Origin of the sequence: Succinivibrio dextrinosolvens DSM 3072, from assembly GCF_900167015.1 — a bacterium.
GTDB lineage: Bacteria > Pseudomonadota > Gammaproteobacteria > Enterobacterales > Succinivibrionaceae > Succinivibrio > Succinivibrio dextrinosolvens.
Window position 1 is genome coordinate 1 of the sequence record NZ_FUXX01000002.1, and the last position, 25,644, is coordinate 25,644.

At 40.2% G+C, this 25,644-nt stretch carries 24 protein-coding genes, 1 tRNA gene and 1 pseudogene; 16 read left to right on the forward strand and 10 right to left on the reverse strand.

The features are described from left to right. The first annotated feature begins 488 nt into the window (after positions 1 to 488). From B5D46_RS00705 to mutM, 6 genes are all read left to right on the forward strand, one after another. The gene (locus B5D46_RS00705) at positions 489 to 2,120 is read left to right on the forward strand and encodes a Na/Pi cotransporter family protein (RefSeq protein WP_078927785.1); all 1,632 of its coding nucleotides are present in this window, start codon (positions 489 to 491) and stop codon (positions 2,118 to 2,120) included. Between the two features lie 42 nt (positions 2,121 to 2,162). Next, the gene (locus B5D46_RS00710) at positions 2,163 to 3,116 is read left to right on the forward strand and encodes a Bug family tripartite tricarboxylate transporter substrate binding protein (RefSeq protein WP_078927786.1); all 954 of its coding nucleotides are present in this window, start codon (positions 2,163 to 2,165) and stop codon (positions 3,114 to 3,116) included. 57 nt (positions 3,117 to 3,173) lie between these two features. After that, positions 3,174 to 3,620, forward strand: a complete 447-nt coding sequence (locus tag B5D46_RS00715; RefSeq protein ID WP_159442980.1) for a tripartite tricarboxylate transporter TctB family protein — start codon at positions 3,174 to 3,176, stop codon at positions 3,618 to 3,620. Between the two features lie 6 nt (positions 3,621 to 3,626). After that, positions 3,627 to 5,123, forward strand: coding sequence for a tripartite tricarboxylate transporter permease (locus tag B5D46_RS00720; RefSeq protein WP_078927788.1), 1,497 nt, complete (start codon positions 3,627 to 3,629; stop codon positions 5,121 to 5,123). A gap of 111 nt (positions 5,124 to 5,234) precedes the next feature. Beyond that, positions 5,235 to 5,310: transfer RNA gene (locus B5D46_RS00725), tRNA-Thr, on the forward strand. Between the two features lie 204 nt (positions 5,311 to 5,514). Further along, complete coding sequence (gene mutM, locus B5D46_RS00730; protein WP_078927789.1) at positions 5,515 to 6,333, forward strand: bifunctional DNA-formamidopyrimidine glycosylase/DNA-(apurinic or apyrimidinic site) lyase; 819 nt, start codon at positions 5,515 to 5,517, stop codon at positions 6,331 to 6,333. 3 nt (positions 6,334 to 6,336) lie between these two features. On the opposite strand, the gene coaD is transcribed toward mutM, so the two are convergent. Both coaD and B5D46_RS00740 read right to left on the reverse strand, forming a co-directional pair. Beyond that, on the reverse strand, positions 6,337 to 6,816 hold the full coding sequence (gene coaD / locus B5D46_RS00735; protein WP_078927790.1) for a pantetheine-phosphate adenylyltransferase: 480 nt from the start codon (positions 6,814 to 6,816) through the stop codon (positions 6,337 to 6,339). 65 nt (positions 6,817 to 6,881) lie between these two features. Further along, positions 6,882 to 7,937, reverse strand: coding sequence for a glycosyltransferase family 9 protein (locus B5D46_RS00740; protein ID WP_078927791.1), 1,056 nt, complete (start codon positions 7,935 to 7,937; stop codon positions 6,882 to 6,884). A gap of 137 nt (positions 7,938 to 8,074) precedes the next feature. Between B5D46_RS00740 and B5D46_RS00745 the strand changes: the two genes are divergently transcribed. Next, positions 8,075 to 8,809, forward strand: a complete 735-nt coding sequence (locus B5D46_RS00745; protein ID WP_078927792.1) for a 3-deoxy-D-manno-octulosonic acid kinase — start codon at positions 8,075 to 8,077, stop codon at positions 8,807 to 8,809. Positions 8,810 to 8,863: 54 nt separating this feature from the next. Further along, entirely contained in the window at positions 8,864 to 9,406 is a 543-nt protein-coding gene (locus B5D46_RS00750; RefSeq protein WP_051639100.1) for an NAD(P)H-dependent oxidoreductase, read from the forward strand. Here B5D46_RS00750 and B5D46_RS00755 read toward each other — a convergent pair. Next, positions 9,403 to 10,686, reverse strand: a complete 1,284-nt coding sequence (locus B5D46_RS00755) for a 3-deoxy-D-manno-octulosonic acid transferase (RefSeq protein WP_078927794.1) — start codon at positions 10,684 to 10,686, stop codon at positions 9,403 to 9,405. The two genes, B5D46_RS00750 and B5D46_RS00755, sit on opposite strands and share 4 nt — an antisense overlap. Positions 10,687 to 10,732: 46 nt before the next feature. After that, entirely contained in the window at positions 10,733 to 11,779 is a 1,047-nt protein-coding gene (waaF, locus tag B5D46_RS00760) for a lipopolysaccharide heptosyltransferase II (protein ID WP_078927795.1), read from the reverse strand. Between the two features lie 288 nt (positions 11,780 to 12,067). Between waaF and rfaD the strand changes: the two genes are divergently transcribed. From rfaD to B5D46_RS00775, 3 genes are all read left to right on the forward strand, one after another. Further along, on the forward strand, positions 12,068 to 13,030 hold the full coding sequence (gene rfaD / locus B5D46_RS00765; protein ID WP_078927796.1) for an ADP-glyceromanno-heptose 6-epimerase: 963 nt from the start codon (positions 12,068 to 12,070) through the stop codon (positions 13,028 to 13,030). Further along, the gene (locus B5D46_RS00770; RefSeq protein WP_078927797.1) at positions 13,012 to 13,878 is read left to right on the forward strand and encodes a rhomboid family intramembrane serine protease; all 867 of its coding nucleotides are present in this window, start codon (positions 13,012 to 13,014) and stop codon (positions 13,876 to 13,878) included. Before rfaD ends, B5D46_RS00770 begins: the two co-directional genes overlap by 19 nt. A 139-nt stretch (positions 13,879 to 14,017) precedes the next feature. Next, a complete protein-coding gene (locus B5D46_RS00775; RefSeq protein WP_078927798.1) occupies positions 14,018 to 15,124 on the forward strand; it encodes a porin in 1,107 nt (368 codons plus the stop codon). Positions 15,125 to 15,223: 99 nt separating this feature from the next. Here the strand turns inward: B5D46_RS00775 and gpmM are convergent, their stop codons facing one another. Next, positions 15,224 to 16,762, reverse strand: coding sequence for a 2,3-bisphosphoglycerate-independent phosphoglycerate mutase (gene gpmM, locus B5D46_RS00780; protein ID WP_031491947.1), 1,539 nt, complete (start codon positions 16,760 to 16,762; stop codon positions 15,224 to 15,226). 363 nt (positions 16,763 to 17,125) lie between these two features. On the opposite strand from gpmM, the gene B5D46_RS00785 reads away from it, so the two are divergent. Genes B5D46_RS00785 through gpsA form a run of 3 tightly spaced genes read left to right on the forward strand, consistent with a single transcriptional unit; the run spans position 17,126 to position 19,119 of the window. Beyond that, the gene (locus B5D46_RS00785; RefSeq protein WP_031491946.1) at positions 17,126 to 17,590 is read left to right on the forward strand and encodes a rhodanese-like domain-containing protein; all 465 of its coding nucleotides are present in this window, start codon (positions 17,126 to 17,128) and stop codon (positions 17,588 to 17,590) included. A 24-nt stretch (positions 17,591 to 17,614) separates the two neighbouring features. Further along, entirely contained in the window at positions 17,615 to 18,112 is a 498-nt protein-coding gene (secB, locus tag B5D46_RS00790; RefSeq protein WP_031491945.1) for a protein-export chaperone SecB, read from the forward strand. A 2-nt stretch (positions 18,113 to 18,114) separates the two neighbouring features. Further along, entirely contained in the window at positions 18,115 to 19,119 is a 1,005-nt protein-coding gene (gpsA, locus tag B5D46_RS00795; RefSeq protein WP_078927799.1) for an NAD(P)H-dependent glycerol-3-phosphate dehydrogenase, read from the forward strand. A 170-nt stretch (positions 19,120 to 19,289) separates the two neighbouring features. Here the strand turns inward: gpsA and B5D46_RS00800 are convergent, their stop codons facing one another. Beyond that, the gene (locus tag B5D46_RS00800) at positions 19,290 to 19,487 is read right to left on the reverse strand and encodes a hypothetical protein (protein WP_078927800.1); all 198 of its coding nucleotides are present in this window, start codon (positions 19,485 to 19,487) and stop codon (positions 19,290 to 19,292) included. Between the two features lie 357 nt (positions 19,488 to 19,844). Further along, positions 19,845 to 20,438 carry a NifU family protein gene (locus B5D46_RS00805; RefSeq protein ID WP_078927801.1) on the reverse strand — a complete coding sequence of 198 codons (594 nt, stop codon included), beginning with the start codon at positions 20,436 to 20,438 and terminating at the stop codon, positions 19,845 to 19,847. A gap of 391 nt (positions 20,439 to 20,829) precedes the next feature. Here B5D46_RS00805 and pckA point away from each other — a divergent pair, with 391 nt between their 5' ends. Then, complete coding sequence (gene pckA, locus B5D46_RS00810) at positions 20,830 to 22,437, forward strand: phosphoenolpyruvate carboxykinase (ATP) (RefSeq protein ID WP_078927802.1); 1,608 nt, start codon at positions 20,830 to 20,832, stop codon at positions 22,435 to 22,437. A gap of 68 nt (positions 22,438 to 22,505) precedes the next feature. Beyond that, a pseudogene (gene greB / locus B5D46_RS00815) lies at positions 22,506 to 22,979 on the forward strand (transcription elongation factor GreB); the annotation flags it as partial. Between the two features lie 199 nt (positions 22,980 to 23,178). On the opposite strand, the gene B5D46_RS00820 reads toward greB, so the two are convergent. The 3 genes from B5D46_RS00820 to ribB all read right to left on the reverse strand — a co-directional run bounded on the left by B5D46_RS00820 (position 23,179) and on the right by ribB (position 25,320). Next, positions 23,179 to 23,721: a hypothetical protein gene (locus tag B5D46_RS00820; protein ID WP_078927804.1), complete on the reverse strand. Its 543-nt coding sequence runs from the start codon at positions 23,719 to 23,721 to the stop codon at positions 23,179 to 23,181. Positions 23,722 to 23,817: 96 nt separating this feature from the next. Beyond that, complete coding sequence (locus tag B5D46_RS00825; protein WP_078927805.1) at positions 23,818 to 24,612, reverse strand: alpha/beta fold hydrolase; 795 nt, start codon at positions 24,610 to 24,612, stop codon at positions 23,818 to 23,820. A gap of 57 nt (positions 24,613 to 24,669) precedes the next feature. After that, complete coding sequence (gene ribB / locus B5D46_RS00830; RefSeq protein WP_078927806.1) at positions 24,670 to 25,320, reverse strand: 3,4-dihydroxy-2-butanone-4-phosphate synthase; 651 nt, start codon at positions 25,318 to 25,320, stop codon at positions 24,670 to 24,672. Between the last annotated feature and the right edge of the window lie 324 nt (positions 25,321 to 25,644).

Below are 25,644 nucleotides of genomic sequence, written 5' to 3' on the forward strand. Positions count from 1 at the left end.
CAGAAGCACCATAACCAGCTCTTTTTCTAAAGCCTGCAACTTTGAGTAAACTACAGAGACCAAGAACAGAAAAAAGAGAAGAAAATGTATCAGTAAAATTGCTAGAAGAGGTATTTTTAGGTATCATATTCATGGTGTGTTTTTTTATGTTAACTTTTTGTTTTAGCAGATAAAATTATAACATATTAAACACACCTTTTCATCGGTATCTATCAGATATATAAGCTTTTTTTTGCTTATAATTACACCTCTTCCCAAAAATAAATCAATACAAGTTTTTAAAGAGCATCAAACCTAGAGTGAATCTAGTTTTGTTTTAAATTTCCATGTGGGAAACTAGAGTAAATTAATGAATCAGTCTGGTGAAGATATACAAATGTTTAAGTATTAATTTGAGATAACTTTTATTTTTGACAAGAAAAGGGAAAATTTACATATAAATCAAATTAGAATAGAACTTGGTGGATTGAAAGAGTGAAGATTGGCTTATGTATTTTCTGTTGAATCTGTTTAGTGCGATCGCCCTTCTGGCATTTGGCGTCTACATGACCAAGAAAACAGTGATAAGTTCATGTGGTGCATCAATCGGTAATGTCTTAAGAAACGTGGTTGATTCAAAATTCAAGGCTGTTCTGATTGGTTTAGGAACAACCATGCTTGTTCAGAGCAGTACTGCTACTTCACTACTGGTATCATCATTTCTGAAAAAGAATCTATTGTCACTTGGTATTGCTCTTGCCATTATGCTTGGCGCAGATCTGGGCACCGCAATTATGGCTCGTGTTCTGACCTGTGATTTGTCTATTGTCTCCCCTATACTGCTAACTCTGGGTATATTCCTATATCTTGGCTTTGCTGACAGAGTGAAACTTCATCTGAGTGGCGGTATTATGCTCGGATTAGGATTAATCCTTCTTGCATTAAGGCTGATTGTTCAGACAACACAGACTGTAACCCATGCTGAACTGACTGCTGTTCTGCTTAAATCTCTGACAGATGAGATTACCTTTGCTCTTATCTTGGGCATGATTCTGGCTGTAATCTGCTTTTCAAGTCTTGCAGCTGTGCTTCTGACTTCTCTTTTATGTACAACAGGAGCAATTGAGGTAAGCGGAGCTCTGGCTGTAGTTATTGGAGCAAATATAGGCTCCTGCATTCTTGAAATCATTGGTGCCTTAAAGCAGGGTATAAGTGCCAAAAGAGTTATGTACGGTAATACTCTGTTTAAGATTATTATCGGTGTTATTGCTCTTTGTCTTCTGACTCCAATAGAAAATGCCGAGAAGGAAACATCTTTCCCTTTATCTGAATTTGTAATCTGGTTCCATGTGGTATTCAATGCCGTAATATGTATTTTCATGCTCCCTTGCGTTGGACTAATGTCAAAGCTTCTCTATGCGCTAATACCTGAACGTAAGGTTGAATACGATCCAAATACACCGGAGCATCTTGATGTTGCCGCATATATTGACCCTAACCTGGCACTGGGAAACGCTGTAAGAGAAGTTCTGAGCCTGGGCGATTTTCTGCAGCAGATGTTCTCTAATCTTGGAAACAGTATTGCATATAAGCCTCAGGAAGGTGTCAGCAGCAATGATATGAAGAACAGAATCAGAGATATTGCTGGAAAGATAAGTGAATATCTTGCCGGAGTCAATTTTGATTCGAAAAAACAGCGCAGACGTATGAACCGCTGTCTGATTGCTTCTGCTGATGTTAGTGAATGTGCACATATCATAAACGGTATGATTAAACGTCTTAACAAGGCTAACAGCAACTATTCGGCTTCATTTATTCCAGAAATCAGAAATGAGCTTGGACGTATTTCCTCTGAATGTTCAAGTGCAGTAAATCTTGCTGTAAACGCGTTCTTCAGAAACGGAAAAGAAGAGAAGCAGAATTACATTGAAAAGAAGAACCAGTGTTTAAAACTGATAACCAATTTCCATTCAAACTATATCGGTAATACTCATCTTAATGCGGAACAGGATATGCGTTTCTTTATGATTCTGCTGGAAATACTTGAGCAGTACAGACATATCTGTGTCATCTTTGATCCGCTGTTCCATAAAGGAGAGTTAAAGTCCCAAGAGATAGAGATGAATCTGACTGAGGATTAGACAAAGAATTATCCAACTTTAAACAAACATAAGGGGTATTTTATGAAAAAACTAACAAAGCTTCTGTGTGCGGCTACTCTGATAGGAGCTGCTCTGAACGCATCAGCTTGGGAACCAAGCGGTGATGTAAAGGTAATTGTTGCCTATAAAGCAGGTTCTGGTACTGATACAGGTGCTCGTGTATTAGCTTCAATGGCTGAGAAATATATCGGTAAGACACTGATTATCAACAACATGCCAGGTGCTGACGGTAAGATTGGCTGGACCGCTCTTGTACAGGCAAAGGGTGATGGTCAGACAATCGGCTTTATTAACCTGCCAACATTTACAACTCTGGCAACTCTTCCTAATGCTCCTTTCAAGACTTCAGATGTTATCCCTGTATGTAACCATCTGACTGAAACCGGTGTTGTTGCTGTTAAGGCAGACAGCCCTTATAAGACATTAAAGGATTTAGTAGACGCAGCTAAGAAGAATCCTAACATCAGAGCATCAACCAATGGTGTAAAGGCATCTAACCACACTGCCGCTCAGCTTCTGGCTGCAAGCGCAGACTTCAAGTACAAGGCAATTCCTTATGGTGGTACTGCTGATCAGTTACTAGCTCTTAGACAGAATGAAGTTGATTTCACCTGTGCCAAGGTTGCTGACGTAGCCCAGCTAATCAAGGGTGACACCCCAGAATTACGTGTTCTAGGTGTATTCTCTGAGAACAGATTAGAGGCTCTTCCTAATGTTCCTACACTTGGTGAGTGCGGTTACTATAACAAGTGGTACGGCTCTGCACGTGGAATCGTTGTACCTAAGGGCACTCCAAAGGAAGTAGTTGATTTCTATGTTGACGCATTCAAGAAGACCGCAGAGGACCCTGCTGTGATTGAAGCTCACAAGAAGGCAGGACTTGAACTTGACTTCATGGATGACAAGGCATTTGGAAATCTGATTTCTGAACAGGAAACCTTCTGTAAAGATGTCGTAACCAACCTTTACAAGTAAACAGATACAAACAAATAATGCCGGATTCTATCCGGCATTTAACTTAGGAAATATATTGTGAAAAAATCTGATGTAGGCGTTGTAGTTTTTGTTTACGCTATCTGCCTGTTTTTTTATATATTCTTGCAGGAGCTACCTCCTGAGGCTCAGACTTATCCACTATGTCTGATAAGTGGACTGTTTATTTTAAATACTCTGTTTTTAGTTCTGAATCTTATCAAGCTTAAGAAGACTGGAATGGAAAATGACCTGCATTCTGTATTTGAAGGATTTCTGAAAAGTCAGTTCTTTACAGTATTAGCTGCATGTGTGATTTATATTTTAGGTGTTTACTACATCGGTTTTTACATCACAAGCATTGCTTACCTGATTCTGATCATGTCATTCCTGAAAGTTCCTCTGAAAAATTCAGTACTGACTGTTTTTGTATTGGGTCTGGTGATTTACTTTGTTTTCACCATGTTCCTGAAGGTTCCTCTTCCTGTGGGGATAGTTTTTGAGTAAAAGAATATGGATACATTAGCTCTCATGGGAGAAGGCTTTATCCTAGCTCTTTCTCCTCTAAACATACTGCTGATGGTTCTGGCAACAGCCATCGGTGTTTCAATAGGATGTCTGCCTGGTCTTTCTGCAGCTATGGGTGTTGCCCTGCTGTTACCTGTAACCTTCGGTATGTCACCATCTACAGGTCTGATTGTTCTTGGAAGTATATACTGCGGTGCTATTTTTGGCGGTTCCATTTCGGCAATTCTGATTCATACACCAGGAACCCCAGCTTCAGCTGCAACCGCAATTGAAGGTTATCAGCTGACAATCAGAGGTAAGGCTGCAAAAGCTTTGACCGTAGCCTGCTTTGCTTCATTCTGCGGTGGACTTCTAAGCTGTATTTCTCTTTATTTCTTCTCACCTCTGCTGGCTACACTTGCGTTGCAGTTCAAGAGTCCTGAATACTTCTGGCTGTCTCTGTTCGGTCTGACTATCATTGCCGGTGTTGCTTCAAAATCAATGATCAAAGGTCTGATGTCAGGTGTGATTGGTCTTTTAATTTCTACCATCGGTATGGATCCAATGGAAGGTGTTGAAAGATTCATGTTCGGTATGAGTACCCTATACAACGGAATTGATACTACCTGTGCTCTTATTGGTCTGTTCTCAATGTCCCAGATTCTGATCCTTGCAGAGAAGAGAATTAAGGAAAGAGCAGAATCTGCAAAGCTCAATGACAGATTAGGTCTTTCATTTGCAGAGATTAAACGTCTGAGTCCAACCATTGTCCGTTCATGGCTGATTGGAAATATCATCGGTATTCTTCCTGGTGCCGGAGCTTCAATTGCAAGCTTCATGGGATATAACGAAGCAAGAAACTTCTCAAAGCACAAGGAAGAGTTTGGAAATGGTTCTATAGACGGTGTTGCTGGTTCTGAGGCTGCCAATAATGCTGTTACCGGCGGTTCTCTGATTCCTACTCTGACTTTAGGTATTCCTGGTGAGTCTGTGACTGCTGTTTTAATGGGCGGACTGATTATTCACGGACTGCAGCCTGGCCCAGAGCTGTTTACAACATATGCAAACATGACCTATACCTTCTTTGCTGGATTCGTAATTATTCAGTTCATGATGCTGGCTATTGGTCTTTTAGGCTGTAAAGGCTTTGCACAGATTGCAAAACTGTCAGATGCAATTCTGATCCCTTCAATCTTTGTGCTGTGCGTAGTTGGTTCTTATGCCATCCACAACAATCTGGTTGAGGTTTGCATCATGTTCCTGTTCGGTATTCTTGGATATCTTGCAAGAAAGTTCGACTTAAACCCTGCTGCAATTGTATTAGGTCTGATTCTTGGCCCTATTGGTGAACGCGGTCTTCGCAGATCACTGATGCTTAATGATGGTGATCCATCAATTCTGTTCTCAACTCCATTATGCTGGATACTGATTATTTTATGTGTACTTGGTGTAATGTCTCCTATTGTTATGTCAAAGCTGGAGAAAAAAGTTCAGAATCAGTAAAAAAATGTTTAAATACAGATATTTGTTTAATTGACTAAACATATTAAAATTAATTTAATTTAGGTGTTGTCAATATATTCAAATATCTGTATAATCTCTCCCCGTAGTGATGCTGGCATAGCTCAGTTGGTAGAGCACCTGTTTTGTAAACAGGGGGTCGTGGGTTCGAGACCTACTGCCAGCACCATTCAAATCCTCTCTTATTTCAATCTCCCTTTTAGATAATCATTTTCATATCTAGGTTAACTGTTTTTGTTATAATCCAAGAAATTCATTTAACTACAAGTTGATAGTTAACGTTACATTTGGATTATTACTATTAATAAAATATTTTATTAATAGTATTTAATTCTACCTGTTTGGTCGAATATCCCTGAGTTGGTACTGCCCTATGCCTGAACTGCCAGAAGTTGAAGTTACAAAACGCGGTATTGAAAAGCCTCTTTTAAACGCCATCATTTCCAGTATTTATTTTGATGATAAATCTTTAAGAAAACCTTTTTCTCCTGATTTAAAAAAGCTGGAAAAGGCAAGAGTTCTAAAAATAGAAAGAAGAGCCAAATATATTTTAATTACAACCACTAATGGCTATCTGTTACTGCATCTTGGTATGACAGGTCATCTCAGAGTCCTTGACCAGAAAACTCCAATGGATACACATGACCATTTTGAAATAAGTCTTCAGTCTGGTGTATCAATACGCTACAACGATATCAGGCGCTTCGGTCTGGTTCTGTACTTTGACAAAACACAGGATCCTTATCAGTGTGAACCTTTAAAGTCTTTAGGTCCTGAGCCTTTTTCAGAGGAATTTACATCTGAATATCTGTATTCACGTCTTCACAGACTTAAAAAGAGCATCAAGCAAGCGCTGATGGACAATTCTATTGTTGTTGGTGTCGGTAATATCTATGCATCTGAAGTACTGTTTCTGACTAAAATCAGTCCTCTTACTCCATCTAACAAGATAACCCAGAAGCAGTGTGATTCACTGGTTGAACAGATTCCATTACTTTTAAAAGAATCAATTAAGAAAGGCGGTACAACTATCAGAGATTTCTCTGGAGCCGACGGTAAGCTTGGGTATTTTGTACAGAACCTGTATGTTTATGGTCATGAGGGTGAACCATGCAGAATCTGCGGTACCAAGATTGTAAGTACAGTGCAGGGACAGCGTTCAACTTTCTACTGCCCGCACTGCCAGAAATAGAATCTATTTCTTCTGAGAAGAAATCAGAGTGAAGACAGGCTCTGGTACAAGCTTGCTTATATCTCCGCCATGGATGAAGATTTCTCTTACCAGAGTTGATGAAATGAATGAGAATTCCGATGCTGTCTGAAGGAATACAATTTCAAGCTCTGGTATATAGGCTCTGTACATGCCAGTAAGCTGGGCTTCATAATCGTAGTCAGTTGCATTTCTAAGTCCGCGTACCAGAACATTGCACTGCTTTTCTTTCAGATAATCAATAAGTAAACCTTTAAATCCTTCAACTTCAACATTCTTCATATCTGATAAGGCCTCCTTGGCAGAACAGATCCTTTCTTCAAGGGTTAGGAAGGTATGCTTTGAAGGACTCTTGGCTACGGCAACAATTACCTTATCAAATAAAGAAGATGCGCGTTTTATGATATCAAGATGTCCCTTGGTTAAAGGATCAAAAGTTCCAGGAAATACAGCCAAATTACTCATAGCTTAATCTCTCATTGTGATTAAATGGCGTTCTGCCCTATTAATATTATGTTAAATTCTATTCTCTAGTTCAGCGAATAGTCACTGCAGATTCTGTCAAATGACTCAATCACCTTATGGATATCAATGGATTTCATTGCATCCTTGTTTTTAACCCTGTATCTCCAGCCTGCTACTTTATCTCCAAGTTCAGCTGCAGCCATCTGTTCATATACACTGACTTCATACTTCCTAAAGTTCCATGCTCCAACTCTGTCTGGATTGTGAATTGCAAACAGACCGATAACTGGAATATTAAGCGATGACGCTAGATGCATGCTTGCACTGTCTGGTGATATTACAACTGAGGCCAAAGATATTACTGCGGCAAGAATTCTCAGAGAGGTTTTTCCACATAGGTTGGTACAGTTGTCCTTAAGCTTATCTGCAATACTGTTGCAAAGCTCTGTTTCAAGACTGCCCTTGCCTCCTACTATCACCACATGGAACCCTTTTTCTAAGGCATACTGCCCTATCTTAGTGTAGCCATCAGCTGTCCAGTTCTTTTCAGCCTTGGCGGATGCTGGGGCTATGACCAGAATTTTCTTATCCTGAGGAATAAGAGCTTTAGCGGTAGTGATTTCATCCTCTGTCAGATGATAGTTCCATTTAGGCTGTATACCTTCAAAACCGGAAGATCTTGCAAATGAGATAAAGCCTGAAAGAACATGAGGAGATTCTGGCTTATCTATTCTGCGGTTGATGAAAATACTCTGTCCCTCTCGGCTTCTTTCTGAGTCATATCCGAATCTGTTGATGGCTTTAACAGCTGTAGACAGCAGTGAGGCCTTTATTGAAGTCTGCATGTTAAGCAGCGCATCGTACCTTTCGTTCTTCATTTCTTTTCTTAGAGCCATGACAGACTTTAAGAGCCCCTGTTTCTTGATTTCAACAGGAGCCAGTGGAACGATAGGTTCTCCGTCACTTACGAAAAGAGATGAAAATCTTGAGTCGATAATCCATTTAAGTTTAACTTCTGGATAGTCTTCATGAATGGCATTGACGATGCCAAACGCATTAATGCAGTCACCTAAGGCTGTAAGTCTTAGAATACATACTGAATTGTTATCTGAATGTGTCACGCTGTTCCTCGCTTTTGCCTCATTGTATCATCATTTTCTCCAAGGCATATATCGAGAAACCACAACGAAAGTTGTATTCTTGCAAAGAAAATAGTATTTTGAGATTCATACTACAGTGATTTCTGGAACAAAAGTCGATGGAAAATATAAGAGTCATAAATTTTGGAAAGACAAGGTTCTTTATCAATGAAAGTCTACCTTTTGATCAGGACTTCTCTTTTTATGAGAGCTTTTTTGATCGTGACTCAATAGAACGTTCTGAAGGGGTAACTTCAAGAGGCGGACGCGGTCAGACTCTTTTATTTAAGAAAGACGGCAGAGATCTGGTATTAAGACATTACAAAAGAGGCGGTCTGTTCGGAAAGCTTGTCTCTGATTGCTTCTTTTTCTTTGAGCCTCATTCTCATCGTGCCTATGATGAATTTACTCTTTTAAACAGTATGCTCGAGATGAGTCTTCCTGTTCCAAAACCTGTAATTGCAAGAGAGATAAAAAGCGGGTTTGGTATTATTCAGGATATAGTAATTGAAAGACTGAACGGGTATACCGATTTATCCTATGTAATAGCCCAGAGACATTTAAGCTCTGAGGAGTTCATTTCGATAGGACAGACCATAAGAAGATTTTTTGACAATAATATTAAGCATACTGACCTGAATATACGCAATATTCTTTTAGGTCAGGACGGAAGCGTCTGTGTCATAGATTTTGATAAGTGCTTCCTTGTAGAGCTGACATCTTCCGATAAGGAAGAAATGATAAATCGTCTTCTGCGTTCCTTTAGAAAAGAATTAGCAAGAAATTCAGAAAAAAAAGTGAATTTTAATGAGAGCGACTTTGAACTTTTAAAAAGAGAAGCTCTAAAAAATTAAACTTGTACAGTAATATGGTGTTGTATATTCTTTTTTCCGAATATGGGGCACTATATGGACAAGAAAACCGTCGTTATCGTAGATCATCCAAACTACAGTCAGTCGAATGTTAACCGAAGATTTTGTGATGAAATGCGAAAGTATCCGGATGATATTCTTATCCATAATATTCAGAGTGTTTATCCTACAGGCTTTATTGATGCCTCAAAGGAACACTGTGTTCTTGAGAATAACGGCACTATAGTTCTTCAGTTCCCTTTATACTGGTTTAACTGCCCTCCAAAGATGAAAGAATGGTTTGATAAGGTATTAACCTCAAACTGGGCCTTTAAAGAGGCTTATCATCTTGAGAACAAGAAGATAGGAATGTGCATTTCCTGCGGAAGTGAAGAGGCTGCTTATACAGCATCAGGAAGACATCATCGAAAGGTTGAGGATTATCTTTGCAATATCCTGCATGCTTTTGAGATGTGTCGTGTTGATTATATCGGCAGTTTCATTACTTATGGCATCAATGATACCGAGATTGTAACCGCCGACGTGATTGGTCAGAGAGCCAGAGAATATATCGAGTGGCTTAAATCCATCGCTTCTTAATTCTTGAACAGCATCAGATCAAGCTGTTCAATAGTTCTGTTCAATGCTCCTTTGCCCTGCTGCTGTACATCCAGGGCCATTACACCTGTATTCTGAAGAAGAACTTTGTCGCTCAATAGTTTAACTATGTAAGCTGCAAGTTTCTCTTCATCCTCAGCAACAAAACATCCACCTGTGTCTAAAAGCTTTTCGAACTGTTCCTCAAAGTTTCTGTAAATCGGTCCTGTTAGAAGAGGCAGGCTGAAATAGGCTGGCTCTAAAGGATTATGTCCGCCGATATCAACAAAGCTTCCTCCCATGAAGACAAGATCGCAAAGCCCAAAGTAGGTTTCAATCTCTCCCATGGTATCACCGACCATTACGTCTGCTTTGAACAGGGTAATACTCTTAAGCTCGCTCTTAAGTGAGAAGGAAATATTTTTTTCCTGAAGATAGGAGCAGACACTGTCGGTAACAGTCTGGTGTCTTGGTACAAAAACCATCTTAAGATCAGGTAGTTTCTTTTTAGCTTCAATGTAAGCATTAACAATGGCTTCTTCCTCGCCATCATGGATACTGATAGCACCGAACACATTGTTACTTAAGATCTGACGCTTAATCTTCTTGGAATCATCAAACATTTTCTCTCTTGGTTTTAGGTCATATTTGATGTTTCCTGTAACAACTGTATTTGCTGAAGGAACGCCGATTTTTTCAAATCTGCCCTTGTCTGCATAGGAGATACACATTACCTTGCTTAGCTTTGAACCGATAAGATCTCTTATGATATTTGGGAATTTAAGATATTTCTGACAGTTCTTTTCCTGCATTCTGGCATTGATAATCATAACCGGACATTTCCTTTTTGCAGCCGTATCCAGCATGTTTGGCCAGAGCTCAGTATCGATAATAATCAGAGCCTCAGGATTAAAATGCTTAAAGAATCGTGACACTGCCAGAGGACTGTCCAAAGGAGAAAACTTAACCAGTACGTTTTCAAGTGAAGATGCTGCCTTTGCACCAGTTGTTGTCATGGTTGTAATTACAATTCTGTCGTTTGGATGATTTCTTCTGAACTCGACAATGAATGGCTTGAGTGCGTTAATCTCTCCAACAGAAGCACCATGAAACCAGATACAGCTTTTCTCTGTTTCCCTGTAATAACCGAGCAGTTCGAAAATTCTTCTGCCATAAGGGGGATCTCTTCGCTTTTTATATGCCAGAAATGCTGCTCCCAGAGGTGCTATCAGCAGAGTAACAAATTTATACAGATAAAGGGCAAATCTAGATGTTAATTTCATACAAGCAGTATCTTAGTGTTTTAATAAAAGCATTATCTATTTGTTTTTAAATTGAAACCAGCTGTTCGAGCTTATCTATCACCATCTGAGGGGTAAGCTTCTTCAGGCAGGCGTAAGTTTCAAACTTACATGTTCTCTTAAAGCAAGGATGGCATGGTTCATCTGACTCCACACAAATAGCCTTGTCAGACAGTGGAGGGGTGTAATTTGTTGAAGTTGAACCGAAAATACATACCTGTGGAATATCTGCAGCCGCAACAGTGTGCATCAGACCTGAGTCGTTACATACTGCAGCAGTTGAGCTTCCAACGATATCAAGTGCCTCTGTAAGGTTGGTTTTTCCTGCTATATCTGTAAAGAATGGCTTAGTCTCTTCTGACAGATTCTCATAGATCTTAGCTACAGTAGGGATGTCTTTTTTAGAGCCAATACCGATTACTCTGCCACCTTTTCTGATCCACCACATTGATATTTCAGCAAAATATTCAACAGGCCATAGCTTTGATGGTCCGTAGTTGGCACCGCAGCCTAAAATCAGGTTCTTCTTTGAAAAATCAAGGCCAAGCTCTGCCGCTCTTTTCTCATCAAGGGCACGTGTTTCCAGCTTAGGATAGTCAAATGCAGGTAAATCTTTTGCTGTCTTTACTGTATTTTTATCAAAGGCTAGTGCAACATAACGCTGAACCATCAGTGGAAAATCATGCTTGTTGCAACGCATGTTGTTGATAAGAATATATCTTGATTCTCCCTTAAATCCTCGTCTGTCAGGAATCTTGGCAAAGAAACCTACGAAGGCAGACTTAAGCGAGTTTGGAAGGATAAAAACTGAATCGTAGTGAGTATCACGGAACTTTTTACCTTCAGCATATCTCTGTTTGAGATTGAATGCTCCATGTTCAAATGGATTTATAAACTTGTCTGACAGCTCTGGCATTCTGTCCAGTATAGGCATAGTGTAGGCCGGAGCATAGATATCAATGGTACACTCAGGATCCTGCTGTTTTAGAACTTTATATAGGCTCTGAGACATAATCAGATCTCCAAGCCATGAAGGTGAAATAATTAGATATTTTTTGTGGGTATTTAAAGTCATAATTCGCTTTATTTACTGCTTAACTATATGTTTCTTAAGCAATATATATCCTATAACTGGTGGCCTTTTTCACGCTGGGGCAAGTCCAGGCAAAAATAAAAAAATTGTATAAGGAGAGAAAGTCTGTTTCCGCTCTTCCCTTTCTATTGTAGCCTATGTTTGTCATTTAAATCAGGATTTTTCAGTGTGTACATGCTATGTTTGTCTTTTATTAATTAAATTGAACAATGTGTTTTCTATCTTTGTTGCTTTATAATGTCTGTATCTATTAAGTTTTAAGGAATTATTATGATTATCGTAACTGGTGGATGCGGCTTTATTGGCTCAAATATCGTAAAACATTTAAATGATCGTGGTATCAAGGATATTCTGGTTGTTGATAACTTAACAAACGGCCATAAGTTCATGAATCTTACCGATCTTGATATTGCTGACTACATGGATAAAGAAGACTTCATGAAGTTGGTTTTAGATGAGAAGGCATTTGATTCCAAATACGGATGCAAGAACATTCAGGCTATCTTCCATGAAGGTGCATGTTCTGCTACCACTGAGTGGAACGGCAAGTACATAATGAAGAATAACTATGAGTACACTGTAAACCTGTTTGAGTTTGCAACTGCTCATAGAATTCCTTTCTTCTTTGCATCATCTGCATCAACATACGGTGACGGAAATGTCTTTGTTGAGGACAGAAGCAATGAAGGTCCTCTGAATGTATACGGCTATTCTAAGTTCCTGTTTGATGAATATGTAAGAGCAAGACTTCCAAAGATTAACTCACAGGTTGTTGGTCTTCGTTACTTCAACGTATACGGTCCACGTGAAAGCCACAAGGGTTCAATGGCATCTGTAGCCTTCCATCTGAACAATCAGATGCTTGCTGGTGAGAATCCAAAGCTGTTTGAAGGTATTGACGGTTATGAGAATGGCGGTCAGTTACGTGATTTCGTTTATGTTGGTGACGTAGCTGAAGTTAATCTGTGGTTCTTTGAGCACAAAGGTCCATCAGGAATCTATAACTGCGGTACCGGCAGAGCTGAGCCTTTCCTGAATATTGCCAAGGCTGTTATCAAGCACCATGGTCACGGTGAAGTTGAATTCATTCCTTTCCCAGAGCATCTGAAGGGACACTATCAGAGCTTTACTCAGGCTGATTTAACCAAGTTGCGTAATGCTGGCTGTGATATTGAGTTCAAGACTGTTGCCCAGGGTGTAGCTGAGTACCTGAAATGGCTGAATTCGAAATAGTTGACGATTTTACCTATGAAGTCTGCCTTCTTCCAAGGGAGAAGGCTTTAGGCTTTGTAGACCATTTAAATTCCATTGGTATCAAAGCTAAACTCAAGGAAAGCTACTCTGGTCATTATGGTGTGTTTGTAACCAACGAACTTGATATGGCCAGGGCTAAGAGAGAGGTTTTAAGATTCGCTGGCTCTCCTTTTGACAGTTCATTTACCAAAGCCTCATGGGAGAAGGGTAAAACTGTCAGAAATGTAAAGGAGATTAAATCTTCTCTGTACCTTCCAATGTCTTTTGACATTACCTCTCTGACTACCATAGTTGAGCTTATCTGTATTGCTCTGTACGCAGTTTCTCTGTTTAACGAGGACTGGGTAATTCAGACCTTTGCTCTGTCCAGACAGGAAGTATTCAGTTCTATTACTGATTATTACCGTCTTTTGACTCCAGCCTTCGTTCATTTTGGCTTTATGCACATTGCCTTTAATCTGGTGATGTTTGAGGCGTTAGGACGTCCGATAGAGAAAACTTTTGGTAAGAGCAAACTTTTCTCTCTGATAATCAGTATTGCCCTGCTTTCAAATGTCCTTCAGTACTGTTTTATGACTGATAATTATGGATATTTTGGTGGACTGTCAGGAGTTGTTTACGGAATTATAGGATACTGTGGCGTACTGTCTAAAAGAGAGGATCTCCCTGAATCTTTCATGATCCCAAGAGGACTCTTAACCGTAAGTATCGTCTTTATTCTTTTAGGTTTCCTTTTCAGCGGAATTGCTAATCTGTGTCACCTTTGCGGTGTTGTGATTGGTATTCTCTGGGGCTTTTACGACCTTAAAAAGAAGAACCTTTTCTAGCTATTTATTCTTATGGTTTTCCTGTAAAAAGGAAAGCCATCTGTTGTTTCTCTTTCCTTTACAGACAAGGATCTGCCAACTATATTTTGGGTAACTGTAAGTGATAATCAGCTTATACATTTCGGTGGAGCAGATTATTATGGGAAGGACTGTTCTAAAACACTCCCTATTGGCCTTGATTACTGGCACTGTCTGTTTATCTGTAGAGGCTGCAACTGTCTATAACAGTCATGGAGCTTCTCTAGGTATCAATGGCCGTGTTCAGTCTGTATTCTATAGCAACAACTACAATTTGGCTGGTGATCATGACTCATCCTTACATAATTCATCCCGCTTTGGTTTAAGAGGAAAAGTCCGAGTTAACAAATGGATATCTGCTTTTGCCTTTGCTCAGTGGGATATGAACAGTAGAGACAATAGTTCTGGCCCAAAAGCGCGTGAGCAGTATGTCGGGGCAGATTTTAACGGGGTCGGAGTCCTGTCTGCCGGAAAATTCAGAGATGCTTCATATTATGCTGAAAGCGTAACAGATAATTATGAACAGGCTTCAGGTACTGTACAGGGGCACTTCAATCATTCTCGCAGACCAGGACAGATTATGTATACCTATGACAACTATGGTTTCCATGGTCAGTTAGGAATACAGACAGCGCAGGAACATGTAGCTGTTCTAAAGAACAAGTTTCATAATCTGGGCGGCAGGTATAAAGACAGCTGGGATATAGACTCTGGCTTCAGTACCGCTTTAGGTTATACCTTTGATGATGTCGGGGCCGTTCCTCTGTCAGTGCGTTCAGGGTACAGTTATCTTAAAGGGCAGACCGGCAGTGATATTCATAAAAGAGCTTTCACAAACTTTAAACATTTGGCATTAGGCTTATCCTGGGGTAATTTAAACTCAGGCTTTTACACTGCTGCTTTATTCGAATACAGCAGGATTAACTTTAAAGCTGGTGACTATCTGAAGATTAAAGGCTTTGAGATATCCTGCGGTTATGCCTTTAATAGCGGTATATCTGTCCTTACTGGATTTGAAAGTGTAAGGTTTGAAGATGAGAATGCAGAAACCAATACTATTAGGAGAATACCTCTGCTTGTAAAGTACAAGCTTAATCCAAATTTCAGTATCTGGTCTGAGGCCGGATTCAATGCTGGCTCTGATCACGAGTCTGCTTTTGGCGCAACGAATTACTCAAAGAGGAGCGACAGGAGTGTTTTTTCTGTTGGTGCCAGATACACTTTCTAGCCTGATAGTAAGGAAATTTATTCAGGATAAATAAAACCCCAGTAAGTACAGCTTACTAGGGTTAGGGCACAAGCCCATAATTCTCAGAATAACCTTGGATTATTCTTCTTCTAGTTTAACGATTGACTTACCGGTCATCTCTGCTGGAATTTCCATTCCCTTCAGATATAGCATGGTAGGTGCGATGTCAGATAGTCTGCCGTCCTTACGCATGGTTGCCTTTCTGCCGTAGTAAATGAATGGAACTGGCAGATTGGTATGAGCTGTGTAAGGAATGTTCTTCTCAAGATCTTTCATTCTCTCACAGTTACCGTGGTCTGCAGTGATTAAGCACTCACCGCCAACCTTCTTTAATGACTCGATAACACGACCGATGCAGCTGTCAACAGCCTCAACTGCCTTAACAGCAGCCTCGAATACGCCAGTGTGACCAACCATATCACCGTTAGGGTAGTTACAGATGATCATGTCGTACTTGCCAGACTCGATAGCTGCACATAGCTTGTCGGTTAGTTCCTTTGAGCTCATCTCTGGCTGTAAGTCATAAGTAGCAACCTTAGGGCTCTGGATCAGAATTCTGTCTTCGCCTGGGAATACAGTCTCAACACCACCATTGAAGAAGAAGGTTACGTGTGCATACTTCTCAGTCTCAGAAATACGTAGCTGAGTCATACCCTTCTTAGATAGCCACTCGCCTAAGGTGTTGGTTAAATCTGCTGGTGGGAATGCACATGCAGTCTTGATGTCTGCTGCGTACTGGGTAAGCATTACGAAGCTTGCCAGTTTAGGAGTAACTTCACGCTTGAAACCGTCGAAGTCAGCGTTAACAAATGAACGGGTAATCTGACGAGCGCGGTCTGCACGGAAGTTCATGAAAATCAGTGAATCGCCGTCGGTTAGAGGAGCCTTGTCGCCGATTACTGATGCTTTGATGAACTCATCGTTCTCGTCACGATCATAAGCAGCCTGAATTGCAGCTTCAGCTGAATCGAAAGCACCGAACTCGCTCTTGCCCTGGGTTAGCAGATCATATGCCTGCTGTACACGATCCCAGCGGTTGTCTCTATCCATTGCATAGTAACGGCCAACGATTGTTGCAACCTTACCTACACCAACTTCCTTGAATGTATTCTCGATAACCTTTACGTACTCTAAAGCTGAACGTGGAGCAACGTCACGTCCGTCAGTGAATGCGTGGAAGTAGATCTTCTTGGCGCCACGCTTTGCTGCTAACTTGATCATAGCAACAATGTGGTCCTGATGAGAGTGAACACCACCTGGTGACATCAGACCCATGATGTGAACAGCTTTGTCAGCCTTAACTGCTGCATCAACTGCTTCGCAAAGTGTCTTGTTCTCAAAAAAATCACCATCAGCAATAGCCTTACCGATTCTGGTTAATTCCTGATAAACGATACGACCTGCACCGATGTTGGTATGACCAACTTCAGAGTTACCCATCTGACCGTCAGGTAGACCTACATCGATACCTGAAGCCTGAATGTCAGTATTTGCATAGTTAGCAACCAGGCTGTCTAGAACTGGAGTCTTACCTGCTTCAACTGCGTTAAACTCTTTAACTGGATTATCTCCCCAACCATCCATGATAATCAGGGCAAGTGGTTTCTTGTTTGCCATACTTTACTTCTCTTTTTAAAAATAATCATGTTCTGCTGGAACAGCCAAACACGACAGGTTATAAAACTTATGCTATTTTAGCGTGTTTTAGTGAATTTTTAACGTCTTTTATATAAATATTCTCATTAATTGAAAATTAAGCGCAAAAATTAAAGAAAAGTCTTAATAATTAGTAAGTTAAATTATGTAATTAATATGATGCATAGATGTTTTTTCGCATAATAAAAAAACAAATGTGTTTAAAAGAGTAAACGACCTGATTGTCAGCGGTTCTAAATGTGATTAAGGTGTTTTTTGCGTCCGTTTAAATATGGTAAAATCGGGAATTAAATTTTTTTATTAACCAAAAAAAGAGGTGTTGTTGTGGGAGATTTTTTCTCATCTGTTGATTTTCAGGAACTTTTAGCTTTCGCCGAGCGTCACACCTTGATGGTTTTTGTATTTATCGCTGTTTTGGCAGGATTAATCTATACTCAGGTTCGCATCATGCTTGCAAACATCAAGAAGTTAAATTCAAATGTTGCAACTGCGATGATTAATCATGAGAACGGTGTTTATGTTGATGTAAGACCTGCAAGTCTGTTTACAAAAGGTCACATCGCAGGCGCAGTTAACATTGTGCTTGTTGACATCAAACAGGGTAAATTAAACCGTATTGAAAGCTATAAGGACAAGCCTGTAATTCTTGTTGGAAAAGACAAGATGGATTCAGACTGTTTCAATGCAGCTGTTTCATTAAAGAAGCAGGGATATACCAAGGTTTATTCATTAGAGGGTGGTATTGCTCAGTGGGCAATGGACAACCTTCCATTATCAACTAAAAACTAATAACTAATTCATAAGGAAATAAAAATGTCAGATAACGCTACTTCACAGCAGAATCAGCCAGCTTTTGATATTCTGCGTCTATATTCAAAGGACTGCTCTTTAGAGACTCCTAATATTCCTCAGATCTTCTCAAAAGAGTGGAAGCCAGAGATTAAGATTGATTTTGAAGCTAAGCCTCTTAAACTGAATGACGAAACCTACGAGGTTGATTTAAGAGTAACAGCTACCTGCAAGATTGGTGAAGATGTTGCTTTTATCTGTGAAGTTCATCAGGCAGGTTTATTCCTGATCAAGAATGTTGACGAGGCTACCTTAGATTATCTTCTAAGCGGTGTTGCTCCAAATATCCTGTTCCCATATGCTCGTGAGCATATTTCTACACTGGTAAACAAGGCAACCTTCCCTCCACTAACTCTACGTCCAATTAACTTTGAGGCTATGTACCGTTCACGTCAGCAGGAAGCTGCTGCAAAGTCAGACGTAGCTAATGGTGCTGATTCAGAACAGGCTCCTCAAGCTTAACTATGGGTAGTTTTAAAAGCGTTTTAGGTGTTATAGGTGCAGGTTCCTATGGAACCGCACTTGCACAGTCTACAGCATCAAAGGGACTGCCTGTGATGCTGTGGTGCAGAAACCCTGAGACCGCAAAACTTCTTCAGACCTCAAGAGAAAATTCTAAATATCTTCCTGGCATCAGATTTGAAGAAACGCTGACCGTTACCTCATCATTAGAAGAGGTTATGTCAAACTGCAGAGATATACTTGTGGTTGTTCCATCTCATACATTTGCTGATGTGTTAACCAAGATAAAACAGTATATTACTCCAAATCACAGAATTGCCTGGGCTACAAAGGGAATGGATCTGAACACTGGTAAGCTTTTAAGCGAGGTTGCTACTGATGTTCTGGGATCAGATGTTCCTATGGCTGCTCTTTCAGGTCCAACCTTTGCTGTTGAACTTGCAAAAGGTTTACCAACCGCAATTGCAGTTGCCGGTACCAACAGTGATTTTATAAAAGATTTTATTGAGCTTATGCATACCAAGACATTCAGAATCTATGAGAATTCTGATCTTCTGGGAATGCAGCTTGGCGGTGCTATCAAGAACGTTATTGCTATTGGCGCTGGTCTTTCAGATGGACTTGGTTTTGGTGCCAATGCCAGAACAGCTCTGATATCAAGAGGTCTTGCCGAGATGACAAGACTTGGTCTTGCCTATGGGGCAACCGAGAAATCTTTTATGGGATTGTCTGGTTTGGGTGATCTTATTCTAACCTGTACTGATAACCAGTCCAGAAACAGAAGATTCGGCTTCTTCTTAGGTCAGGGGTTAAGCTGTCAGGCTGCACTAGATAAGATTGGTCAGGTTGTCGAAGGCTATACAATGAGTAAGGTTGTTCGCAATCTGTGTGATAAGACTGGTGTTCAGATGCCAATCTGTCATGAGGTATATGAAATCATATACAATGGCAAATCAGGACTGGATGCAGCCATGTCTTTACTTGGACGTTCTCTAAAATCAGAATAATTAATGCCTCATCAGAGGCATTATTTATGTCTGCACACCTTATTTTCTTTTCTCTGAAACTATTAAATCCAGATTATTTTTCCTGGTAAGCAACTGTCTGAATTGTCTTAATAAATAGTGGAATAGTATTGAATAAAGCTATCGTCAGATAGCTTCATTAAGAGAATGAGTTAAGATGCCTTAACTCGAATGTAGTTATAATGTTCACCGCCTAAATCACAGAAATGACGGTTGTAGTTAAACGCGATTTTCTGTGCAGTCTCCTCACAGAATTCCTTTGCACCTGCAGGTGAGCTCATCCAGTCATCACCATTTCCAAGGTACATTATTTCACCCTTCAGAATTTTTACGACGTTATATTTTGTCATTAACTTCCCTAGTTTTTAACTGCCCATATATAGAAGGCAATTCCTATCACTGCAAAAATCATTTTAAAAATATTGTTGCGTGAGTTCTCGTTTGTTAGACCAAACAGGAACAGTGCGTTGGACGCAGATCCTAATACAAAATAAACCAAAGGTAAAGATATGATTGAGCTCACAAAAAAATCTCCTATCTTTAATCTTAAATAACTCTCTTATAAATGGCTTTTAAAAGTCGTTCAAAGAATACGTGATCGAGATTAGATTTAACTTAGCATTTAATATAAACAAAAAAGCGGCATCTAGCCGCTTTGATAAAAAAGTTAAAAACTTCAAATCGTTATTTGAAGATAGAACCTGTATTTAACCGAAAGTCTCGTCGGTAACCTCGTGTTCGGTTACGTCAACAACATCCTTAATCTGACCTGGGAAAGCCTGATTCAGCTGGGTCTGAATGCCTTCCTTCAGGGTAATGCCTACCATTGAGCATCCTAGACAGCCACCGGTAAACTTTACCTTAACAATACCGTCTTCGGTAACATCAACAAGAGATACTGCGCCTCCGTGAGATGCCAGTGATGGACTTACGGTAACATCGATAAATCTCTTCAGTCTATCAAACAGAGTTGCATCAGGAGGTAGATCCTGCTTGTTTAGGTTAGGAGCATGGAAGGTCAGAAGATCTTCACCATCTTCCTCGTTTTTGGTTAAATCGATAACAGAACCGTCCAGGTATTCTGAAACAGAACTGTCAATAACAATTTCAAAACCTTTCATCTGGAAGTGTTCATCATTAGAGGTGATGTACTCTTTTGGGCAGTACAGAATACCGCACTGAACACCAGGGGTTCCTACATTAGTTGCAGTAAGACGAATTGCAAGGCCTTCCATTTTCTGCTTGCTGATAATGTTCAGAAAGTATTCCTGTGCTTTCTCACTAACGCTGATTTTGCTCATAAAAACCTATAAATAAAAAAAATAAGCTAAAAAAATGGCCAAAAGTGATCAATTGGCGCAATGCTGTATTTTGTATTAATACAAAGTCTTTTACCTTCTTTATTAACCTTTATAAAGAAGCGCAACCACCTTGTGGCGTGGTAGGTTCAGCCAATGCCTTAAGGGCATTTATGCCACATAGAATCAGCGAACCTGTGCATTATATCATTTAACATAGATAGAGGTTATGACAATGTTTTTCAGTATTGAAAAATAAAATTTTTTTCAAAAATGATAATTAATGATCGAATAATTAATAAAAAATATGCACAAGTTTTCTTTTTACTGCTAAAATCGTATTTGTAACCTATCAAAAACCTGAGTTATTCTCAGATAACACTTGGAGAAAAAAATGAGCTTATTCGACGAGCTTAATTTAGCTAAATACGGTATCAGTTCTGCTACCGAAATCGTACACAACCCTTCATACGAAACCCTATATGCTGAAGAAACCAAAGCTGGTTTAACTGGTTTTGATAAGGGTCAGGATACAGAGTTAAACGCTGTTAACGTTATGACTGGCGTTTACACTGGTCGTTCACCAAAAGACAAGTTCATCGTTAAGGATGCTTCATCAGAGGCTAACTTCTGGTGGACCACTGATGAGTTCAAGAACGACAACAAGCCACTATCAACTGAGTCATGGAATGCTTTAAAGGCTCTAGCTGGTAAAGAGCTATCAAACAAGAAACTATACGTTGTTGACGGTTTCTGCGGTGCTAATGCTAACACCCGTATGGCAATCCGTTTCGTTGTTGAGGTTGCATGGCAGGCTCACTTCGTAACCAACATGTTCATCCGTCCAACCGCAGAAGAGTTAAAGAACTTCAAGCCAGACTTCGTTGTTCTAAACGCTTCAAAGGCTAAGGTTGAGAACTACAAGGAGCTAGGTCTAAATTCAGAGACTGCTGTTGTATTCAACCTAACAGAGCGTATGCAGTTAATTCTTAACACCTGGTACGGTGGTGAGATGAAGAAGGGTATGTTCTCAATGATGAACTACTACCTACCTCTAAAGGGTATTGCTGCAATGCACTGCTCAGCAAACACTGACATGAACCACGAAAATACCGCTATTTTCTTCGGTCTATCAGGCACTGGTAAGACCACTCTATCAACCGATCCAAAGCGTCTACTAATCGGTGACGACGAGCACGGTTGGGATGATGATGGCGTATTCAACTTCGAAGGTGGTTGCTATGCTAAGGTTATCAACTTATCTAAGGAAAACGAGCCAGACATCTGGAACGCAATCAAGCGTAACGCTCTATTAGAGAACGTAACTGTTGATGCTAACGGTAAGATTGACTTCGCTGACAAGTCAGTAACCGAGAACACTCGTGTTTCTTACCCAATCAACCACATCACCAACATCGTTAAGCCAATTTCAAAGGGCCCTGCTGCTAAGCGCGTAATCTTCTTATCAGCTGACGCATTCGGTGTATTACCTCCAGTATCAATCCTAGACGAAGGCCAGACCCAGTACTACTTCCTATCAGGCTTCACTGCTAAGTTAGCAGGTACCGAGCGTGGTATTACTGAGCCAACCCCAACCTTCTCATCATGCTTCGGTGCTGCATTCCTATCATTACCTCCAACCAAGTACGCAGAAGTTCTTGTTGAGCGTATGAAGAAGTCAGGCGCTAAGGCTTACTTAGTAAATACTGGCTGGAACGGTACCGGCAAGCGTATCTCAATTAAGGATACCCGTGGTATTATCGATGCAATCCTAGACGGTTCAATCGATAAGGCTGAGACCAAGACCATCCCAATGTTCTCATTCAAGGTTCCAACAGCTTTACCAGGTGTTGATCCTAAGATCTTAGATCCACGTGATACCTATGCAAATGCTGCTGATTGGGATGTTAAGGCTAAGGACTTAGCTGAGCGTTTCATCAAGAACTTCGGCAAGTTTGCTAAGTTAAACCCAGAGTTAGTAAAGGCTGGTCCACAGCTATAATTTAACTTTTGGTTTTAAACTGAAAGACGACCCGGTAAATGCGCCGGGTCTTTTTTTTGAGGTTCAATATGGGCAAGCCATTTATTACTAGAGAAGGTTTTGAACAGCTTCACAAGGAATTAGATTATCTTTGGGAAGTAAAGCGTCCTGAAATTACTCAGAAGGTTAGCTGGGCTGCAAGCTTAGGTGATCGTTCTGAAAATGCTGACTATCATTACAACAAGAGACTTTTAGGTCAGATTGACAGAAGAATCCGCTATCTGCGTCACTGTCTGAATGATCTGCAGGTTATTGAGTACAATAAGCAGCAGGAAGGCAGAGTTTTCTTTGGTGCCTATGTGGAAATTGAATCTGAAGAGGGCGATACCCTTATGCAGATACATATTGTAGGCTCAGACGAAATCTTTGGTCGCTCCAACTGTATCTCTGTTGATGCTCCTATGGCTAAGGCTCTTCTTGGCAAAAGCGTAGATGATGAGGCAGTAGTTCAGACTCCTCTTGGTAAGAAGACCTGGTTTGTAAATAAGATTTCCTATACCAAGCCAGACTGGTTTGAAGATATGCCGATCGTTGAGAATTCTCTGGCATCAGATGACAATGAAGATGTTCAGATTGAAGAAATCTCTGAAGAAGATCAGAAGAAAATCGAGCAGGAATATCTTAAGACTCTGGTTCACTAAGAATCTCAAAAAAAAGTGGTTCGACCAATTCGAACCACAACTCTTATGAAATCTTCTAGTATTAACCTTCTATATCCAGCTGCTGACCTTTTGAATTATCTGGAATGATACTGTTATAGGTATCAGCAATCACCTTGGATGAGAATCCTTCGCCCTTTTCTCTCTTTGTATCTGCTTCCTTGGAGTAGGACGCACCGGTACTTCCGAATGAACCGCCTAATGCAGCCTTAATACCTGATGCTTCAGATACATTCTGATTTAGAGTATTTCCTGATAAGGTTGATGTTGATGATGCAGCTTTTTCTGTTGTCGCAGTATTACCGCTCTGTGCTTCCTTCTGAACTTTACCTTTACTCTGTTTTTTGCTGATACCTTTCTTTTCCTGACCGGTTTTGATTATGGTTTCAGCCTGAACATACAGATTTGCATTGGCAGGAGCAAGCTGGGCATTTCCCTGAGTATTAGCCTGGGTATTCAAACTTTTTGCGATGTGATTAATCTGAGGAATGGATTCACGGGCAATACTATCTCTGCGGGCTTCCTGAGCCGCATGTGGAATATTTGCTATTCCAAGATTTGAGATGGTACTGGTTGCTACGTCCATTTTTCTTCCAAAAATTAATTAAATTACCCGCTTACATATGTTATCGGATTTTTTTAACCAGAAATTTAGAAGAAAAAAAATAAGATATTCAGTTAATTAGTTTTTTTCTATGAAATTGCGAATTGTTCTGCCTAACAGATCCGGTTCTGTAAGAAACGGTGTATGGGCAGAATTCTCAAGGACACAGCATCTGTGATAAGGAGGAATATTAAGTTTTTTGGACAGTTCTGGTTTGACAAGTCTATCTTTTCCTCCAAAGATGTGAAGGCAAGGTATTTTCAGTGTCAGCATTGCTTCCCTGTAATCTGTATGAGCCATGTTCATAAGACCGCTCTTGAGCACTTCCGTGTCTATATCTCCCATCTGCTCATAGCAGTCCATAAGGAACTGACTCTGTTCTTTGCTCAGAAGATGACTCTGAGTCTGAAGCTTAAAGAACAGTTTGATATTTCTGACATTCTTTCCTTCATCAAACAGATTAAGACACTTGAGAACATATTTGTAGTCAAATCCCGGCCAGTATGGATCAGCGGGGAATCTTGGCGTTCCGCATACAGTTATTAGCTTCTTAATCTTTCCGGAGTCATCAGTGGCACATGCTCTGGCTGCTGCAAGAGTACTAAGTGACCATGAAATCATGATGGTATTATCCGGAACAGTATTTAAAAGAAGATTTGCTCCGTGTCTGAGATCTGTTGCGAATTTAGCCAGAGACTTTGATTTGCCATAGCCAGGCATATCTATAAGAATTAGATAGTAATCTTTGAATAATTCTTTGAAAGGTAAGAGAAAATTTGAATCAGTAGCCCATCCGGGAGTGACAGCAATAGGCTGTGCGTCTGGATTTCCATAGCAGGTGCAACCAAGTTTGAGATTATCTGTAGCTCTCATATCTGCCACTCCCACATACAAAAAGGGCGTCAGACTGAATGTCGACGCCTCTTTATATTAAATGTTCTTTGCTTTACGGTAGGCAATCAGATCTTCAATTGATAGACAGGTCAGATCATGCTCTAAAGCAAACTGGGTTACTCTAGGAAGCTTAGCCATCAGTCCATCAGGAGCGCATAGCTCACAAAGGATACCCGCTGGAGCTAAGCCTGCAAGTCTTGCTAAATCTACTGAAGCTTCAGTGTGACCATCACGCTCAAGTACACCGCCCTTCTTTGCAACTAGAGGGAACATGTGACCTGGGCTTGCAAGATCCTCTGGCTTTCCTTCTGGATTGATAACTGCCTTGATTGCTTTTACACGGTCAGGAGCACTAACACCTGTAGTAACACCATGAGCAGCATCAACTGAAATGGTGAAAGCTGTACCGTATACAGAGGTGTTGTTCTTTACCATCATTGGCAGATTCATTCTCTTTGCCTGCTCTTCCTCGATGCAGACACATACGATACCTGAACATTCACGAATCATGAATGCCATCTGAGCATCGGTTACGGTTTCTGCTGCGTAGATAAGATCGCCTTCGTTTTCTCTGTCCTCGTTATCTACAACCAAAACACCGCGGCCACGCTTTAGAGCGCTGATTGCTGCCTCAACACGATCAATTGGTGTTTCACCGAAGTTTTCCAAAAGGTTTTTAAAGCTCATTCTAAACCTCATTTTTTATGAGTGGTAACGACAGTAATCAGAAATATACTGTCCTGTTAAAACCGGATAACGTAAAAAAAACAGTAACTAATGCACTAAGCATGAAACATATAGCTTTACTGTGATTATGATATTTTTATAATTATTTAAGTTTGAGTATTATACTTGATATTCAAGTTAATTTTCGATTATTGAGAAGGATAATCGGATTTTTGAAAAAAATAGCAGACTTTTCTTGTGTTATCGCTCACAACAGATGACCGGATTCAATCAATTTGTTCAGAGATGAGAGTATGATAACGGATAGAATGAGCATCAGCCGTT

What these genes read in the sequence shown, in the direction of transcription:
- B5D46_RS00705 (WP_078927785.1), top strand. Translation starts at nt 489, where the DNA reads ATGTATTTTCTGTTGAATCTGTTTAGTGCGATCGCCCTTCTGGCATTT.
- B5D46_RS00710 (WP_078927786.1), top strand. Translation starts at nt 2,163, where the DNA reads ATGAAAAAACTAACAAAGCTTCTGTGTGCGGCTACTCTGATAGGAGCT.
- B5D46_RS00720 (WP_078927788.1), top strand. Translation starts at nt 3,627, where the DNA reads ATGGATACATTAGCTCTCATGGGAGAAGGCTTTATCCTAGCTCTTTCT.
- mutM (WP_078927789.1), top strand. Translation starts at nt 5,515, where the DNA reads ATGCCTGAACTGCCAGAAGTTGAAGTTACAAAACGCGGTATTGAAAAG.
- coaD (WP_078927790.1), bottom strand. Translation starts at nt 6,816, where the DNA reads ATGAGTAATTTGGCTGTATTTCCTGGAACTTTTGATCCTTTAACCAAG.
- B5D46_RS00745 (WP_078927792.1), top strand. Translation starts at nt 8,075, where the DNA reads ATGGAAAATATAAGAGTCATAAATTTTGGAAAGACAAGGTTCTTTATC.
- B5D46_RS00750 (WP_051639100.1), top strand. Translation starts at nt 8,864, where the DNA reads ATGGACAAGAAAACCGTCGTTATCGTAGATCATCCAAACTACAGTCAG.
- B5D46_RS00755 (WP_078927794.1), bottom strand. Translation starts at nt 10,686, where the DNA reads ATGAAATTAACATCTAGATTTGCCCTTTATCTGTATAAATTTGTTACT.
- waaF (WP_078927795.1), bottom strand. Translation starts at nt 11,779, where the DNA reads ATGACTTTAAATACCCACAAAAAATATCTAATTATTTCACCTTCATGG.
- rfaD (WP_078927796.1), top strand. Translation starts at nt 12,068, where the DNA reads ATGATTATCGTAACTGGTGGATGCGGCTTTATTGGCTCAAATATCGTA.
- B5D46_RS00770 (WP_078927797.1), top strand. Translation starts at nt 13,012, where the DNA reads ATGGCTGAATTCGAAATAGTTGACGATTTTACCTATGAAGTCTGCCTT.
- B5D46_RS00775 (WP_078927798.1), top strand. Translation starts at nt 14,018, where the DNA reads ATGGGAAGGACTGTTCTAAAACACTCCCTATTGGCCTTGATTACTGGC.
- gpmM (WP_031491947.1), bottom strand. Translation starts at nt 16,762, where the DNA reads ATGGCAAACAAGAAACCACTTGCCCTGATTATCATGGATGGTTGGGGA.
- secB (WP_031491945.1), top strand. Translation starts at nt 17,615, where the DNA reads ATGTCAGATAACGCTACTTCACAGCAGAATCAGCCAGCTTTTGATATT.
- gpsA (WP_078927799.1), top strand. Translation starts at nt 18,115, where the DNA reads ATGGGTAGTTTTAAAAGCGTTTTAGGTGTTATAGGTGCAGGTTCCTAT.
- B5D46_RS00800 (WP_078927800.1), bottom strand. Translation starts at nt 19,487, where the DNA reads ATGACAAAATATAACGTCGTAAAAATTCTGAAGGGTGAAATAATGTAC.
- B5D46_RS00805 (WP_078927801.1), bottom strand. Translation starts at nt 20,438, where the DNA reads ATGAGCAAAATCAGCGTTAGTGAGAAAGCACAGGAATACTTTCTGAAC.
- pckA (WP_078927802.1), top strand. Translation starts at nt 20,830, where the DNA reads ATGAGCTTATTCGACGAGCTTAATTTAGCTAAATACGGTATCAGTTCT.
- B5D46_RS00820 (WP_078927804.1), bottom strand. Translation starts at nt 23,721, where the DNA reads ATGGACGTAGCAACCAGTACCATCTCAAATCTTGGAATAGCAAATATT.
- B5D46_RS00825 (WP_078927805.1), bottom strand. Translation starts at nt 24,612, where the DNA reads ATGAGAGCTACAGATAATCTCAAACTTGGTTGCACCTGCTATGGAAAT.
- ribB (WP_078927806.1), bottom strand. Translation starts at nt 25,320, where the DNA reads ATGAGCTTTAAAAACCTTTTGGAAAACTTCGGTGAAACACCAATTGAT.